The organism is Streptosporangium lutulentum (assembly GCF_030811455.1).
GTDB classification, from domain to species: Bacteria; Actinomycetota; Actinomycetes; order Streptosporangiales; family Streptosporangiaceae; genus Streptosporangium; species Streptosporangium lutulentum.
Window position 1 is genome coordinate 637,978 of record NZ_JAUSQU010000001.1, and the last position, 15,656, is coordinate 653,633.

The following is a 15,656-nucleotide window of genomic DNA, read 5'->3' on the forward strand; positions in this document are numbered from 1 at the left end:
CCGCGGGTAGGCTCCCGGTTCGTGCCGAGCATTCCGCAGCCATTGGTTCCCGACGACGACGGCAGCGCCGACGCCTCCGTGACGTCCGCGCTCACGGCCTTCGCGGCCGGTACGGCGGAGGCGGGCGAGGTGATAACCGCGCTGGGAGGGGCCAGGCTGCTCGTCCCCGTGGTGGCCCTGCTGACGGAGTCCGAGGTCGGAGAGCATGGGCTGAAGCAGGAGAAGGAGAGCGAGATGGCTCTCCCGAAACTGGTCGGCAACGACGGGCGCGAGGCCGTGCCCGCCTTCACCGGCGTCGAGGCGCTCGGGCTCTGGCGTCCCGACGCCCGGCCCATCCAGGCCACGACCCTCCAGGTCTGCCAGGCCGCGGTGCACGAGGGAGTGGCCGCCGTGGTGATCGACGTGGCGGGCCCGGTGCCCTTCGTGATCGAGGGAGCTCTCCTGCGGGCGTTCGCCGCGGTCGAGTCGGGCACGGTCGACCGGCTGGGGCCCGAGGTCACCGTGGTGCGGATGGAGGAGGAGCCCGCTCCGCCCTCCAGGCGACGGCGGTTCGGCCTGCCCTTCCGGAGATGAGCCCCGCGCGGGCTTGAACGCCCGGCGGACGGGGGAAGGCCCCGCGGATTATGGTCGTTGCGTGATCCTCCTCCCCGTCGCGGCGGTCCTGGCCGGTCTGGTGATCGGCCTCCGGGCGCGCGTCCTGATCGCCCGGTACGCGCGGACCGGCGGGGAACCGTCCCCACCGGCCGGGCCACCGCCGCTGGTCGTGGAGGCGGCCACCGCCCTGGCGCTCGGGGCGCTCGCCCTGCGGGCCGCGCCCGAGGCGTCCTTCCCGCCGGAGGTCACGTGGGTGGCGGAGCTTCTCGCCCTCTGGTGGCTGGCGGTGATCGCCGTGACGCTGGCCTTCGTCGACCTGGCCGTCCACCGGCTCCCCGACAGGCTCACCCTCGCGGCGTACCTCGGGACCGGCGGCCTGCTCACGGTGGCGGCCCTGGCCGGAGGACGACTCGACGACCTCCTCGGGGCCGGACTGGGGGGCGCCGCGCTGGCGGCCTTCTACCTGGTGCTCTTCCTGGTCAACCCGGCGGGGATGGGACTGGGCGACGTCAAGCTCGCGGCGAGCCTGGGCACCGCGCTCGGCTGGTTCGGCTGGGAGACCGTGGCCGTCGGGGCGTTCCTGGGCTTCCTCGCGGGGGGTCTCTACGGCGCCGCGCTGATGGTCACGAGCCGCGCCGACCGCAAGAGCGAGATCCCCTTCGGCCCGTTCATGATCATTGGTGCGTTCACGGCGATCCTGTTGTGACCCATCCGACCTGATGTCGGTTGGTATGCCCATGTTGCGACTTGGATGGCTTGCTATCGGTCGATGCGGGCCTGCCGTGACTCAACCGACCTGCTGTCAGGCGGTACGACCGTTTCGGTGCGCCGGTCCATGTCTCACCCATTGACATCCTCCCCTGCTTGAAAGCAGGAGATTCCAACGAAACCTACCCCGTAAGGAGGAGGTCACGTTGAGGTTCGCGGTTCACCGGCCCGCCCAACGGCAGGCCTCCCCGCGCAGCCACCGCGTGCCCCGCGGCGGTATCTCGGATGTTCTTCGCCGCGTTGACGTCAGCGTGATCCCGATGCTTGCAGGCCACGCACGAGAAGAGCGCTTGGTTCTCACGACTCTCCCGGGCGATGTGCTTGCAGGCATTGCAGGTCTGCGAGGTATACCGCGGATCAACCTTCCACACCCGGCCCGGAGCCTTGTCCTCCAGTCGGGCCGCCAACCGCCCCCACCCGTTGGCCAGGATGCCCCGGTTCAATCCCGCCTTCTGCCGCACGTTCCGGCCCGGCGCTTCAAGGGTGCCTTTCGCCGCCCGGGTCATCGCCGAGACCTTCAGATCCTCGATGCCGATCACGTCGAACCGGCGGGCCAGATCGGTGCTGGTCTGCTCCACCCAGTCCTTACGCCGATCACCCTCCCGGGCCCTCAACCTCGCGACGGCGGCCTTGACCTTGGCGCGGCGTTTCGACCCAGGCTTAGCGCGGGCCAGGGCGCGCTGCAACCGCACCAGCCGCTTCTTCTCCGCCTCACCCAAGGCGGGAACGGTCAGCAACTCACTGGTCGACAACGCCGCCGACACCACCACACCCCGATCCACCCCAACGGCCGCATCCGTCCCCGGGGTCGCAATCGACACGGGGACAATCGCGAACGCCACGTGCCAGCGGCCCGCCGCATCCCGGGTGACGCGAAACGACTTCGCTTCCCCCACGGGGCGCGACCACCGAAACCGCACCCACCCCACCTTGGGGATCCGCACCTGGCCGACCTTCCGGGACAGGCGGCGTACGTCGCCGGGTTTGACCGCGACGATTCGAAACCCCTCGCTGCGGCCACGTCGGCGCCAGGTGGGCCTGCGGTGGGTGGTGCCGAAGAAGTTCGCCATGGCCTGGTGGAAGTCCTTCAGCGCCTGCTGCTGGACGATGATCGACCCGGCCGTCAGCCACGGCGAGGCGGCGCGGGCCTCGGTGAGCTGGCGGCACTGCTCGGCGAACCCCGGCGCCGGCGTGCGCCCGGGCTGCCAGTGGGCGTGTTGTTCCACGGCCAGGTTCCACACATATCGGGCGTGTCCGCAGTGCTCCAGCAGCGTCGCCTCCTGGGCGGGGGAGGGGTGCAGCCGGTAGCGGGACACACCGAGCAACCTACCGATTCCTACCGACAAAAACCGGGGAACCACTATGGGTGACCGTTCCGTGTTTTCTTCCCGTCCGGAGGGACGGAACCTCCACGCTGCAGGTGTTCGGTGAGCTGGGGCCATTCCAGTGGGCGGCACGTGGAAGACTTGTCATCATGTTGCGCTGGTTGACTGCCGGAGAATCCCACGGCCCCGAGCTCGTCGCGATCCTGGAAGGGATGCCCGCAGGGGTGGAGGTGACCACGGCCCACATCGACGAAGCACTGGCGAGACGTCGGCTGGGCTACGGTCGCGGCGCCCGGATGAAGTTCGAGCAGGACGTGGTGAACGTCGTGGGCGGCGTACGGCACGGCCGCACGCTCGGCAGCCCCGTGGCCATCCGCGTGGGCAACACCGAGTGGCCCAAGTGGGAGACCGTCATGGCCGCCGACCCCGTGGACCCGGCGTTGCTGGAGGGGCAGGCCCGCAACGCGCCGCGTTCGCGTCCCCGCCCCGGCCACGCCGACCTCGCCGGGATGCAGAAGTACGGCTTCGACGACGCCCGCCCGGTGCTCGACCGGGCCAGCGCCCGGGAGACCGCCGCCCGGGTCGCGCTCGGGCAGGTCGCCCGGAGCTTCCTCAAGCAGGCCCTCGGCGTCGACATCGTCAGCCACGTCGTCTCGATCGGCGAGGCGCGGACCACCCCGGGAGTCATGCCCGGTCCCGGCGACCTGGCGGCGATCGACGCCGACCCGGTGCGCTGCGCCGACCCGGCCGGCAGCGCCGCGATGGTCGCCGAGATCGACAAGGCGCACAAGGACGGCGACACCCTCGGCGGGGTCGTCGAGGTGATCGCCTACGGGCTGCCGCCGGGCCTGGGCAGCTACACCCACTGGGACCGCCGTCTCGACGCCCGCCTCGCGGCCGGCCTGATGGGCATCCAGGCGATCAAGGGCGTCGCCGTCGGCGACGGCTTCGAGACCGCCCGCCGTCCCGGTTCCAGGGCGCACGACGAGATCGAGAACACCGCCGACGGCGTCCACCGGATCACCAACCGGGCGGGCGGCGTCGAGGGCGGCATGACCAACGGCGAGCCGCTGCGCGTCAGCGCGGCGATGAAGCCGATCTCCACCGTGCCGCGGGCGCTGGCCACCATCGACGTGCTGACCGGCGAGGCGGCCAAGGCCCATCACGAGCGCTCCGACGTGTGCGCGGTCCCGGCCGCCGCGATCGTCGCCGAGGCGATGGTCGCGCTGATCCTGGCCGACGCCGCGATCGAGAAGTTCGGCGGCGACTCCGTCGAGGAGGTCGCGCGCAACCTGTCCGGATACCTTTCTTCGATGGTGATCAAGTGAGCGGGCGCACCCGCGGGGGCGACGCCGTCCTCCGGACGGGCGAGACGCGCGCCGAGGAGGCACAGTGAGTCCCCGAGTGGTTTTGATCGGTCCTCCCGGATCGGGCAAGTCGACTGTCGGCCAGATCCTGGCCGAACGGCTCGGGGTCGCCTTCCGCGACACCGACACCGACGTGGAGGCCGTGGCGGGCAAGTCGGTGGGCGACATCTTCATCGAGGATGGCGAGGAGCGCTTCCGCGAGCTGGAGGCGGAGGCCGTACGGCGGGCGCTGGCCGAGCACGACGGCGTGCTGTCCCTCGGCGGCGGCGCCATCCTGTCCGAGGCGACGCGCGAGTTGCTGGCCGGTCACTCGGTGGCCTACCTGGAGATCGGCCTCTCGCAGGCCGTGCAGCGCGTGGGCCTGGCCTCGGCGCGGCCCCTGCTGGTGCTGAACCCGCGCAGCCAGCTGAAGAAGCTGATGGACGCCCGCCGCCCGATCTACGAGAGCCTGGCCGGGATCGTCGTGGCGACCGACGAGCGCAAGCCCGACGAGGTCGTCGACGAGATCGTGAAGGGCCTGCGGCCGTGACGATCTCCAGAATCAAGGTCGACGGAGACGCCCCCTACGACGTGGTGATCGGCGCCGGCGTGCTCGGCGAGCTCCCCGGCCTGCTCGGTTCCAGGGTCCGCACCGTCGCGGTGATCCACCCGGCGAGCCTGCCGGAGATCGCGCGGCCGGTCTGCGGCGCGATCGAGGCGGCCGGATACGAGGTCGTCGCGCTGCCGGTGCCCGACGCCGAGCAGGCCAAGACGATCGAGGTGGCCGCAGGGCTCTGGTCGGCCTTCGGCCGCTACGGCATCACGCGCTCCGACGCCGTGGTCGGCGTGGGCGGGGGAGCCACCACCGACCTGGCCGGCTTCGCCGCCGCCACCTGGCTGCGCGGCGTCAAGCTCGTGCAGGTGCCGACGACCCTGCTCGGCATGGTCGACGCCGCGGTGGGCGGCAAGACCGGCATCAACACCCCCGAGGGCAAGAACCTGGTCGGTTCCTTCTACCCTCCGGCCGGGGTCCTGTGCGACCTGGCCACGCTGGTCTCGGTGCCCCGCGACGACTACGTCGGCGGCCTCGCGGAGATCATCAAGGGTGGTTTCATCGCCGACCCGACGATCCTGACGCTCATCGAGGACGACCCCGAGGGCGCCAGGCTCCCCGAGGGACGGCACACCCGCGAGCTGATCGAGCGGAAGATCCAGATCAAGGCCGACGTGGTCGGCGCCGACCTGCGCGAGGGCGGCCTGCGGGAGATCCTCAACTACGGGCACACCCTGGCCCACGCCATCGAGCGGGTCGAGCAGTACCGGATGCGTCACGGCGAGGCCGTCGCCATCGGCATGGTCTACGCCGCGGAGCTGTCGCGCCTGGCGGGCAGGATCGGTCCCGGCCTCGTGGAACGGACCCGGTCCATCCTGACCTCGGTCGGGTTGCCCACCTCCTACCGCCGCGAGGCCTGGCCCGAGCTCCGCGACCACATGCGCCTGGACAAGAAGAGCCGCGGCGCCAAGCTCCGGTTCGTCCTCCTGGACGACCTGGCGAGGCTCTCCCCGCTGGAGGACCCGCCGGAGGCGTTGCTCGAAGCCGCCTATGACGAGATCGCCCGATGACCTCGGGCGCGGCCCGCCCGGTGCGCGGGGCGACGGGCGGAGCGGTTGAGAGCAGTGGTGAGAGCAGAACGTCGGCCGTGCGGCAGGCACACGGCCAGTGAAGAGTGATGAGTGATTTCATGAGATCCGTCTACGTGCTCAACGGCCCGAACCTGTCGCGGCTCGGCACCCGTGAGCCCGACGTCTACGGCGCGGAGACCTTCGCGGACCTGGCCGCGCTCTGCCGGGAGACCGGCAGGGAGCTGGGCCTCTCCGTGGACGTCCGGCAGACCGACGACGAGGCCGAGATGCTCGGCTGGCTGCACGAGGCGGCCGACGGCCGGGTGCCGGTGGTGCTGAACCCGGCGGCGTTCACCCACTACTCCTACGCGCTGCGCGACGCCATCGCCCAGCGCACCGCGCCCCTGGTCGAGGTGCACATCTCCAACCCGGCCGCCCGCGAGGAGTTCCGGCACAACTCGGTGGTCGCCGCCGTGGCCACCGGTACCATCGCGGGGTTCGGCCTGAGGTCCTACGTGCTCGCGCTGCACGCCATCGCCGAGACCTCTGAGTGAGTGCCCGGTGAGCGACTCAGCGATTGACCCGGTGGGCGACCCGGTGAGTGGCCCGGCGGGGAGGCAGACGGGCGACCCGGTGGGCGACCCGGTGAGTGGCCCGGCGGGGAGGCCGATGGGCGACCCGATGGGTGACCCGGTGAGTGGTCCGGTGGGGAGGCCGATGGGCGGCCCCGTGGGTGGGGCGGGGGGCGGCCGTTCCTTCTCCTCGTTCGTCGCCCTCGGCGACAGCTTCACCGAGGGACTGAACGACCCCGGGGCGAACGGCCACTTCCGTGGCTGGGCCGACCGGGTCGCCGAGCGGCTGGCCGCGCTCGACCCGGACTTCCGTTACGCCAACCTCGCCGTGCGCGGCAAGCTCATCGACCAGATCGTCGAGCAGCAGGTCCCGCGGGCGATCGAGATGCGGCCCGACCTGATCAGCTTCTGCGCCGGAGGCAACGACCTGCTCCGGCCGGGCAGCGACCCCGACCGGATGGCCAAGAAGCTGGCGGGAGCCGTACGGGATCTGCGGGCCACCGGCGCCGAGGTGCTGCTGTTCACCGGCGTGGACCCACGCGACACCCCGATCATGCGCCGCGCCCGTGGCACGTTCGCGATCTTCTACATGCACGTCAGGTCCATCTCCGAGCTGTACGGTTGCCGGCTGGTCGACCAGTGGTCGATGCAGGGCCTGCGCGACTGGCGGGCGTGGAGCGACGACCGCCTGCACATGAACGAGGAGGGCCATCGCCTGGTGGCCGCCAAGATCTGCCAGGTGCTCGGAATCGACTGCGACGACGACTGGCGCAAGGCCTGGCCGCCCCGTGAGCGCACGGACCGGGGAGCCAAGCGCCGCGAGGACGCCCAGTGGGCCCGCGAGCACTTCGGGCCCTGGCTCGTCCGCCGCCTGCGCGGCCGCTCCTCCGGTGACGGCCTCGACCCCAAGCGCCCTGACCTGAAGATCTTTCCCTAGTCGCCCGGCTCCGGACACCGGCAGGGAACCCCCGCCGGATGGCCCCGGTCGCTCCTGCGGCCTGCTGGTCGCACGCCCCTGCCGGGGGAGCGGCCGGGGCCCGGCGGCGTCTCCGCGACGCGCCGGGCACCGCCGGGGAACGCGGATCCCCCATTCCCCGGCCAAGGGCCCCGGCCAGGCCCCGCGGCGACGCCCCTATGACGAGCTGAGGCGCTTGAGGGCGTCGCGGACCTTCGCCGGGTCGTTGGTGGGCCAGAAGGGCGGCAGGGAGTCGCGCAGGAAACCCCCGTAGCGGGCCGTCGCCAGACGGGGGTCCAGGATCGCGACCACGCCCTTGTCGTGCTGGCTGCGGAGCAGCCGGCCCGCGCCCTGGGCGAGGAGCAGGGCGGCGTGGGTGGCGGCGACGGACATGAAGCCGTTGCCGCCCTTGGCCGCGACGTGGCGCTGGCGGGCGGAGCTCAGCGGGTCGTCCGGGCGGGGGAAGGGGATGCGGTCGATGATGACCAGCCGCAGCGAGGGGCCCGGGACGTCCACCCCCTGCCAGAGGGACAGGGTCCCGAACAGGCAGGTGGGCTCGTCCTCCGCGAACTGCTTGACCAGCAGCATCGTGGAGTCGTCGCCCTGGCAGAGCAGCGGCACGCTCAGCCGGTCTCTCAGGGCCTCGGTGGCGGCCTTGGCCGCGCGCATGGAGGAGAACAGGCCGAGGGTGCGGCCTCCGGCGGCCTCGATCAGCTCGGTGATCTCGTCGAGGTAGGCCTCGGGCAGGCCGTCGCGGCCCGGCTGCGGCAGGTGCTTGGCGACGTAGAGGATGCCGCTGCGGGGGTGGTCGAAGGGCGAGCCGACGTCCAGGCCGCTCCAGCCCGCCCGCTTCCTCGGCCGGGCCTTGGCATCGTTCTTGGCGCCGTTCTTGGCGCCGTCCGAGGGCTCCCCGCTCGGGTCGCCCGTCTCCTCTCCGCCGCCCCCGGTCGCGCCCCTCGCGCCGTCTCCGGCCCCCAGGCCCCACTGGCGGGCCAGCCCGTCGAAGGCGCCGCCCAGGGCGAGCGTGGCCGAGGTGAGGATCACCGTCCGGTCGCCGAAGAGCTTGTCGCGGAGCATTCCCGCCACGGTCAGCGGCGCCACCCGCAGCAGGGGAGGACGCCGGTCGGTGCCCGCCTCCAGCCAGACCACCTCGGCCCGGTCGACCTCCTCGGCGTGGCCGAAGGCGTCCAGCATGCGCTGCGCGGTGTCGTGGATCTCGTCCAGGGCGGTGAAGGCCGCCTTGCGCAGACCCGCGCCCTCGGGGTCGTCCTTGTCGCCGCCCATCCGAGGGCCGAGGGAGGTGATGCACGCCCAGGCCGCGTCGCGGATCAGGGCGAGCGTCAGCCCGAGCACCTGGGGCAGCTCGTCGAGGCGCCCGGCGGGTGCGGCGGCGAGCAGGGCCTTGAGATCCTCTCCCGCCTCCATGAGCCGGTCGGAGGTGGGCTGGTCGATCAGCCTGCCGACCCGGCGCACGGCCAGCGAGACCATGTTCTCCGACAACTCGCCGGTCACCACCGAGGTGACCCGGTCGACCAGCTCGTGGGCCTCGTCCACCACGACCACGTCGTGCTCGGGCAGGAGCGGGAAGTCTTCCATCGCGTCGATGGCGAGCAGCGCGTGGTTGGTGACGACGACGTCGGACTCCCCGGCGCGGGCCCGTGCCAGCTCGGCGAAGCACTCCATCCCGCTCGGGCAGCGCGTGGCGCCCAGGCACTCCCTGGCGCTCACCGAGAACTGCCGCCACGCCTGCTCGTTGACGCCGGGGACGAGCTCGTCGCGGTCACCGGTCTCGGTCTCGTTCGCCCAGTCCTGGATGCGCTGGACCATCCGCCCCGTCGCGCTCACCTCACGGGGGTCGAAGAGCTGGTCCTGCTCGTCGTCGGGCCATCCGGCGCTCGCCTTGTAGCGGCACAGGTAGTTGCGGCGGCCCTTGAGGATCGCGAACTTGGGCTCGTGCGGCAGCTGCGGGGCGAGCGCCTCGGCGAGGCGGGGCAGGTCACGGTCCACGAGCTGGCGCTGGAGCGCGATGGTGGCGGTGGAGACGACCACCGCGCCCTCGGAGGTCATCGCGTGCCGGATCGAGGGGATCAGGTAGGCCAGTGACTTGCCGGTGCCCGTGCCCGCCTGAACGGCCAGGTGGTCACCCGACTCGATCGAGTGCTGCACCGCCTGGACCATCCTTATCTGTCCGGGGCGCTCGACCCCGCCCACCGCTTCGACGGCGGTGCTCAGCAAATCCTCAACTGGGGGAATATCCACTTTTGAGGAGACGTCTTCGGTAGGGGCGATGGAGTCGGTCGGCACGACAGCCAACCGTACCCGTTCGGCCTGACAATCGCGGATGCTCCGGGGAGTCACTGTGGGGACTCATCGTGGTATTCGCAAACCCGGGGCTCATGTTCCGTGGCAAACTGGCTCGATCACCCGGTTCGCCAATCCTCCGAAGTCCAAGGAAGATCTACCGTTCTGGTGGTGTTGGGGCGGAAGATGGGGGTGGAAAGACCGGTTCGGTAGAGTTTCCTGAGGTCGAGTGGACGAATAAAGGCTGGTTGAAGCACTATGTCCTCCATGTCGGAAGTTGTCCCGTTGCCGTCGTTCGGCGAGGTGTTCTTTGACGAGCGTGGCCAGGAGCGGGTTCTCCGGGTCACTTGGCACGAAGGCACGCTGGTGCTGAGCCTGTGGCGCGGTGAGATGTGCACCGCGAGTTTCCGCATGCCCATGAACGACGTGGGACGTCTGGTCGACACCCTCGACGACGGTTTTGTCGAGGCCGGAGGCCAGTACCCCGACGAGACGGGCGAGCCCGCCCACCTGGTCGAGCATCAGGTGCACGGCGAGTTCCCCGCCACCGGGCAGTACGCCCGGCCGCACTCGGAGGACTACGCCCAGCCGCAGCCGTACGCCGACCCGGCCGGTCACGCCGCCCCGCCGATCGAGGAGCCGCGCCAGGTCGCGGCCCTCGGGCCCAACGACGTGCTCGTCGCCCGGGGCGCCGCGCCGCAGCCCCAGGACCGGATGGCCGCCTACGGCCAGGGCGACGCGGTGCCGCGCGAGAACATGATCGTGGGCGACTCCCTGCCCTACGGCCAGCCGCAGCCCGTGGGACTGCCGGGCTCCGGCGAGCCCCTGTACCAGCTGCCCGGCGACCGCTACCCGGCCTCGCCGCCGGCGGACTCCTACGGCGCTCCCCAGGGGCATCCGGATCCGTACGGCGCCCCGCAGGGCCAGCCTGACTCCTACGGCGTGCAGGGCCAGCCTGACTCCTACGGCGTGCAGGGCCAGCCCGACTCCTACGGCGTGCAGGGGCGTCCGGACCCGTACGGCGCTCCAGGAGGCCACCCGGATCCGTACGGCGCGTCCCCGCCCGTGGACCCGTTCGCCGCTCCGGCGGGCCGGCAGGCGGATCCCTTCGTGTCCCACGGCGACCAGTTCCCGGCACCCGGGCACCAGCCGCGCGCCGACTCCTACGCGCCCCAGGGGCAGCAGCACTCCACCGACCCCTTCGGCTTCGCGGCCCAGCAGCAACAGCAGTCCGCCTATCCGGCCCAGGCCGACCCCTACGGCTACCCGGCCCCGGCCCAGCCCGACCTTTACTCGTTCGGCGCCCAGCAACCCGGCCCGCAGCAGTCCCCGCAGGCCGGTCACCCCGCGGACCTGCGCGACCTGTACGGCTCGCCGCCCGCCTACCAGCAGGACGTGGATCCGTCCGATCCGCTGGGCCTGCGCGGCCAGCAGCCCGAGCAACTGGCGCCACGCCCCTACGTCCAGGAGTCGTCCCACTCCACCGGGGAGAGGCTCCGCCCCGAGCAGCGTTACGACGAACAGCGTTACGACGAGCGCCGTCATGACGAGCAGGGCTACGACGAGCGCCGCGACGGGCGGCGCCGGGACGAGCGGCGCCGTGACGAGCGGGACGAGCGCCGCGACTGGTGATCGGCCGCGGGGCCGCCCGTCGCGGCCGGTCCCGCCGTTCGTGAGACGCCGAGTCCGTCCGTGAGACGCCGCGTCCGTCCGTCCCGGTGGTCACGACCGCCGGGACGGAGGCGGTCGTGGTCTCCGGGTCCGTGCGTGCGCGTGAGCGGCTGACCTGCGCCTCGCGCGGGGACGGCCGCCGGAGCCGGGACCCGTGCGAGTGCACGGATCGTTTCCACGTACTCTGCGTACGAGCAAAGCCGTGTCAGCGTGGGCGATCGCCGTTTCGAAGGCTGATCGTCTCTTGTCGGTAGGGGTGGGATGGACCAGGCACTGGCGGTGCAGATACTGGTGGTGCCGGTCATCGCGATCGCGGTGGCCGCGGTGGCACGGCGCATGGGATGGTCGTCCCCGCTGGTCCTGGTGCTGGTCGGGCTGGTGCTGTCACCGCTGGTCCCCAGCTACCAGCTCGACCCCAACCTGATCCTGCTGGTGTTCCTGCCGCCGCTGCTCTACTCCGCCGCGATCGACAGCTCCTACCTGAGGCTCAAGGCGCTCCGCAATCCGGTCGCGCTGCTGTCGGTCGGCCTGGTGCTGTTCACCACGCTGGTCGTCGGGTGGATCACCCACCTGCTCCTGCCCGAGCTGCCGCTGGCCGCCGCGTTCGCGCTGGGCGCGATCGTGGCACCGCCGGACGCCGTCGCCGCGGTCGCGGTGGCCCGCAGACTCGGGCTGCCCCGCAAGGTGGTGACCATCCTGGTGGGGGAGAGCCTGTTCAACGACGCCACCGCGCTCACCGTCTACCGGGTGGCCATCGCGGCGGCGGTGGGCCAGGGAGCGGCCAGCTGGCAGGCCGTGACCGTCGAGTTCGCCCGCTCGGCGCTGGGCGGCGTGCTGATCGGGATCGTGCTCGCCTGGATCCTCGCCCGCGTGCTGCTGCACCTGCGCGACGCGCTCGTCGAGAACACCGTCATGCTGCTCATCCCGTTCGCGGTCTACTTCGTGGCCGAGAGCGTGCACGTCTCCGGTGTGATCGCCGTCGTGATCGTCGGTCTCTACATCGGACACCGCCTGCCCAAGGCGGGATTCGGCACGCGACTGCTGTCCGACGCGGTCTGGCGGGTCATGGACTTCTTCCTGGAGTCGATCGTCTTCGTGCTGATCGGCCTGCAGATGTGGCCCATCGTGCGCGAGCTGGAATGGACGGACCGGTGGAGGCTCACGGGAATGGCGCTGGCCGTCTTCGCCGCCGCGGTGCTCGCCAGGGTCGTCTGGGTCGTGCCCACCAGCTACCTGCCGGGATTCCTGACCAGGACGATCAGGCGGCGCGAACCGCATCCGGTGGCCTGGCAGAACGTGGCGATCGTGAGCTGGGCGGGGATGCGCGGGGTGGTCTCCCTCGCGGCGGCCTTCGCCATCCCCCTGAACTTCCCCGGCCGGCCCATGCTGCTCTTCCTCACCTTCGTGGTGGTGATCGGGACCCTGCTGGTCCAGGGACTGTCGTTCCCGGCGCTGATCCGCCGGCTGAAGGTCTCCAACGAGCAGGAGCTCTTCACCGACAACCTGGCGGAGGCGGCCGCCCAGCAGGCGGCGGCCTCGGCCGGGCTCGCGCGGTTGGAGGAGCTGGTCGCCGAGGGCGTCGACGACGTTCACACGGAGGTCGTGGAGCAGCTCAGGTCACGGTCCGAACGCCGGACCCTCACCGCCTGGGAGCGGCTCGGCGGTGGCACGGGCCAGGAGGGGGAGGAGACGCCCAGCACGCTCTACCGGCGGTTGCGCAGGGAGATGCTGGTCGTCGAACGCGAGGTGTTCGTGCGATTCCGCGACGAGCGACGCATCGAGGACGAGGTGCTCCGCAGGGTCATCCAGGAGATCGACTTCGAAGAGGCCACCCTGGAGCGGGACTGACGGCCCCCGGGTGACCCCGCCGGAAACCTGTCCGGCGGGGGCCGTCCGGCGGCACCCGGGTCAACGTCCGGAGACGGTCGCCGCTAGCCGATGACCTCGTCCACGAAACACCACCGCCAGCTCTCGCCCGGCTCGAAGGACGCCACGACCGGGTGGCCGATCTCCTTGAAGTGAGCCGTGGCGTGCTTGCCGGGTGACGAGTCGCAACAACCGATGTGGCCGCACGAAAGGCACTTGCGCAGGTGCACCCAGCGCGTACCGTTCGCCAGGCACTCCTCGCACCCCTTCGCGCGGGGAGACGGGTCCTGCGATTCAAGGATGTGCTCACACGTGCTCATATGTTTCCCCTCTCTGGTCATCCGGACGATCGTACGCCCAGGGCCGTGCTCCGCCCTCGCCCTCCCGCGCGTCGACGCGGGCCGTCCACCGCGCGGGGCCACACGACAGGCGATCCCCGCTTCGCGCGGGCCGTACACCGGACGGTTTCCGCCTCGCGAGGCATCGGACGGATAATGTCCCCGCGACGGACGCCTGTCGCGAGAACCCGTTGGGTAGGGTCGAGGCATGCGACCTCTTCCGCGAAGACTTCCCGTCCTCTCCGCCTCCGCACTGGCCGCTGTCCTCTTCACCACCGGATGCTCCGAGATCCAGGAGGTGAGTCAGGGCATCGACAAGGCGCAGCAGTGCGTGCAGGCCGCAGGCATCGTCACCGAGATGGCGGCGAAGGTCGGCAGCCTGGTCAACGACCCCGCCGAGATGGAGAAGGCGCTGAACGACGGCGCCGCCAAGCTCGGCACCCTGGCGGACGAGGCGGCCAACACCACGCTCAAGGAAGCCGCCGACGGCGTCGCCAAGGACCTTGAGGGTCTGAACGCCACGAGCGCCAACGAAGCCGTCGACGCGGCGCAGAAGGTCGCGACCGACTCGGTGCAGTGGACCCAGCAGCTGGCCGGCGCCTGCGGCTGAGCGTCCGCTCAATCCCGGGTTCTCTAGGGGAAATAGGGCTGAAATAGCGTCGTGCCCATGAAGACCCTGGAAAGCGAACCAGACCCCCGGTTCACCCTCGCGAACGAACGAACGTTCCTGACCTGGCTGAGCACGTCGCTCGCGCTGAGCGCGGGCGGCGTCGCCATGGCGGCGGTCTCCGCCGATGTCTTCGTGCCATGGATGCGGACCGCGCTCGCGGTCGTCCTCGTGTCGCTGTCCGCCCTGTCGGCCGCGATGGCCTACCCGCGCTGGCGTCTGATCCAGCGCGCCCTGCGCCGTGCCGCACCGCTCCCGCCCCCGGCGCTCGCGCCCCTGTTCGGGTACGGCGTGGCCGCCGTGGCCGTGTTCGCCCTGGTCCTGATCCTGCTCGGCCGATGAGTCTCCGGGGAGACGAGTCTCCAGACCCGCCGAGCGGCCGGGGAGAGGAAGGACTGCAGAGCGAGCGGACCAGGCTGGCCTGGGTGCGCACCGCGACCCTGCTGGCCGTCACCGGACTGGGGGGCGCGGGTCTCGCCCTGCGCACCGGAACGCCCGCGATCGCCGTCGTTCCCTTCACCCCGGCCGTCTTCTGCGGCGCGCTCCTGCTGGCCGGTACCGGTATCCGCTACAGGCGCGCCAAGGAGGCCGTCCGGACGGGGCGCCGCCTCGACAACCGGATCGACGCCCTCATCGCCTGGCTCGGAACCCTCGCCGTCGCCGTCGGAGCGCTCGGCCTCGTGCTCACCCGATAGGTGTCCGGGCCGCCCGTCCGGGCCGCTCGAAGCGGTCCACGGGCCGGTGGACGCGGGACTGTAAGCTGCCAGTCGTCGGATGGCTCCTCCCGATCCACCGAATATGAGGCAAGATGTCGCAGCATGTCACGCTTCGATGATCTGCCCGGCTACGCGGCGTCGATCGCTCCGCTGATCGACGCCGTTCATCTCGGTGTCCATGTCGCGAGCCGGCCGATCGGCCGGGAGCTCGTCAAGCGATCGGGCCTCCCGGCGGAGCTGATGATCGATCTGCGATACGTGCTCCCCGTCCGGCCGCTGACCGCCGAGGGACTGACCGCCCTCTACCGCTACAACCCCTTCAGCCGGGCCGAGATCGAGGCGCAGATCGCACAGGGCGTCCTCGTCGACGACGGCGCGTTGCACGCGACGGACCTCGCGCTCGCCTTCATCTCGGCCCTGTACGAGGTGCACGCGACGGTGACCGGCGAGCTGTGGGCGGCACACGCCGACCGGCTGCCCGAGCTCGTGGACCTCACCGGGCGTCTCCTGGCGGCCGGTGCGGACAGCGGCGGTGCGGCTTTCGCCCAGGCCTCGCCGCCCTACGAGCCGGAGGGAACCCCGGCGGGCGTGCTCCTGTTCAACCGGCTGGCCGCCCTGCGCTACCACCGCGCCGACGTTCACGCCGCAGTCTGGCGGGAGGCGGGTCTCACCGCCGCGCAGATCATCGCCCTGGCTCCGGGCGCCGCCCGTGACCGGATCGAGGCGGAGACGAACCGCCGTGCGGCCGCGCCGTACGAGGCGCTGACCACGCGGGAGCGCCAGACCCTGCTGCTGGGGCTGAGCGATCTCGACCAGCCCTAGTCTTCGGAGGGACGGACAACCGAGGCACCGTCCGGACCTCGTGGGTCAAGGAACGTCGATCCCCCTGCTCCTCCCCCGAGGGGAGCGGGTCT

The 15,656-nt window shown here is 71.5% G+C and carries 16 protein-coding genes; 13 read left to right on the forward strand and 3 right to left on the reverse strand.

The window, feature by feature from the left end:
- The first annotated feature begins 21 nt into the window (after nt 1–21).
- Both J2853_RS02710 and J2853_RS02715 read left to right on the forward strand, forming a co-directional pair.
- Nucleotides 22–573: an SseB family protein gene (locus J2853_RS02710; protein ID WP_307554592.1), complete on the forward strand. Its 552-nt coding sequence runs from the start codon at nt 22–24 to the stop codon at nt 571–573.
- A gap of 61 nt (nt 574–634) precedes the next feature.
- Nucleotides 635–1,300: a prepilin peptidase gene (locus tag J2853_RS02715; RefSeq protein WP_307554594.1), complete on the forward strand. Its 666-nt coding sequence runs from the start codon at nt 635–637 to the stop codon at nt 1,298–1,300.
- A 184-nt stretch (nt 1,301–1,484) separates the two neighbouring features.
- On the opposite strand, the gene J2853_RS02720 is transcribed toward J2853_RS02715, so the two are convergent.
- On the reverse strand, nt 1,485–2,678 hold the full coding sequence (locus J2853_RS02720; RefSeq protein WP_307554596.1) for an RNA-guided endonuclease InsQ/TnpB family protein: 1,194 nt from the start codon (nt 2,676–2,678) through the stop codon (nt 1,485–1,487).
- A 158-nt stretch (nt 2,679–2,836) separates the two neighbouring features.
- On the opposite strand from J2853_RS02720, the gene aroC reads away from it, so the two are divergent.
- The 5 genes from aroC to J2853_RS02745 all read left to right on the forward strand — a co-directional run bounded on the left by aroC (nt 2,837) and on the right by J2853_RS02745 (nt 7,165).
- The gene (gene aroC, locus J2853_RS02725) at nt 2,837–4,015 is read left to right on the forward strand and encodes a chorismate synthase (protein ID WP_307554598.1); all 1,179 of its coding nucleotides are present in this window, start codon (nt 2,837–2,839) and stop codon (nt 4,013–4,015) included.
- 64 nt (nt 4,016–4,079) lie between these two features.
- Nucleotides 4,080–4,583 (forward strand): shikimate kinase, encoded by a 504-nt coding sequence (locus J2853_RS02730; protein ID WP_307554600.1) that lies wholly within the window; start codon nt 4,080–4,082, stop codon nt 4,581–4,583.
- Nucleotides 4,580–5,656 carry a 3-dehydroquinate synthase gene (aroB, locus tag J2853_RS02735; protein ID WP_307554602.1) on the forward strand — a complete coding sequence of 359 codons (1,077 nt, stop codon included), beginning with the start codon at nt 4,580–4,582 and terminating at the stop codon, nt 5,654–5,656. Before J2853_RS02730 ends, aroB begins: the two co-directional genes overlap by 4 nt.
- A gap of 119 nt (nt 5,657–5,775) precedes the next feature.
- A complete protein-coding gene (aroQ, locus tag J2853_RS02740) occupies nt 5,776–6,210 on the forward strand; it encodes a type II 3-dehydroquinate dehydratase (RefSeq protein ID WP_307554604.1) in 435 nt (144 codons plus the stop codon).
- A 163-nt stretch (nt 6,211–6,373) separates the two neighbouring features.
- Complete coding sequence (locus J2853_RS02745; protein WP_307568582.1) at nt 6,374–7,165, forward strand: SGNH/GDSL hydrolase family protein; 792 nt, start codon at nt 6,374–6,376, stop codon at nt 7,163–7,165.
- 195 nt (nt 7,166–7,360) lie between these two features.
- Here J2853_RS02745 and J2853_RS02750 read toward each other — a convergent pair whose 3' ends face one another.
- Nucleotides 7,361–9,487 (reverse strand): ATP-dependent DNA helicase, encoded by a 2,127-nt coding sequence (locus J2853_RS02750; protein ID WP_307554606.1) that lies wholly within the window; start codon nt 9,485–9,487, stop codon nt 7,361–7,363.
- 264 nt (nt 9,488–9,751) lie between these two features.
- Between J2853_RS02750 and J2853_RS02755 the strand changes: the two genes are divergently transcribed.
- Nucleotides 9,752–11,116 (forward strand): hypothetical protein, encoded by a 1,365-nt coding sequence (locus J2853_RS02755; RefSeq protein ID WP_307554608.1) that lies wholly within the window; start codon nt 9,752–9,754, stop codon nt 11,114–11,116.
- Nucleotides 11,117–11,416: 300 nt separating this feature from the next.
- Nucleotides 11,417–13,003: a Na+/H+ antiporter gene (locus tag J2853_RS02760; protein ID WP_307554610.1), complete on the forward strand. Its 1,587-nt coding sequence runs from the start codon at nt 11,417–11,419 to the stop codon at nt 13,001–13,003.
- Nucleotides 13,004–13,086: 83 nt separating this feature from the next.
- Here J2853_RS02760 and J2853_RS02765 read toward each other — a convergent pair whose 3' ends face one another.
- Nucleotides 13,087–13,341, reverse strand: coding sequence for a ubiquitin carboxyl-terminal hydrolase 14 (locus tag J2853_RS02765; protein WP_307554612.1), 255 nt, complete (start codon nt 13,339–13,341; stop codon nt 13,087–13,089).
- 226 nt (nt 13,342–13,567) lie between these two features.
- Here J2853_RS02765 and J2853_RS02770 point away from each other — a divergent pair, with 226 nt between their 5' ends.
- The 4 genes from J2853_RS02770 (at nt 13,568) to J2853_RS02785 (ending at nt 15,564) form a co-directional block, all read left to right on the forward strand.
- A complete protein-coding gene (locus tag J2853_RS02770; protein WP_307554614.1) occupies nt 13,568–13,969 on the forward strand; it encodes a DUF8711 family protein in 402 nt (133 codons plus the stop codon).
- 57 nt (nt 13,970–14,026) lie between these two features.
- The gene (locus J2853_RS02775) at nt 14,027–14,368 is read left to right on the forward strand and encodes a YidH family protein (RefSeq protein WP_307554616.1); all 342 of its coding nucleotides are present in this window, start codon (nt 14,027–14,029) and stop codon (nt 14,366–14,368) included.
- Entirely contained in the window at nt 14,365–14,721 is a 357-nt protein-coding gene (locus J2853_RS02780) for a DUF202 domain-containing protein (RefSeq protein ID WP_307554618.1), read from the forward strand. Before J2853_RS02775 ends, J2853_RS02780 begins: the two co-directional genes overlap by 4 nt.
- A gap of 123 nt (nt 14,722–14,844) precedes the next feature.
- Complete coding sequence (locus J2853_RS02785; protein ID WP_307554620.1) at nt 14,845–15,564, forward strand: hypothetical protein; 720 nt, start codon at nt 14,845–14,847, stop codon at nt 15,562–15,564.
- Nucleotides 15,565–15,656: the final 92 nt, after the last annotated feature.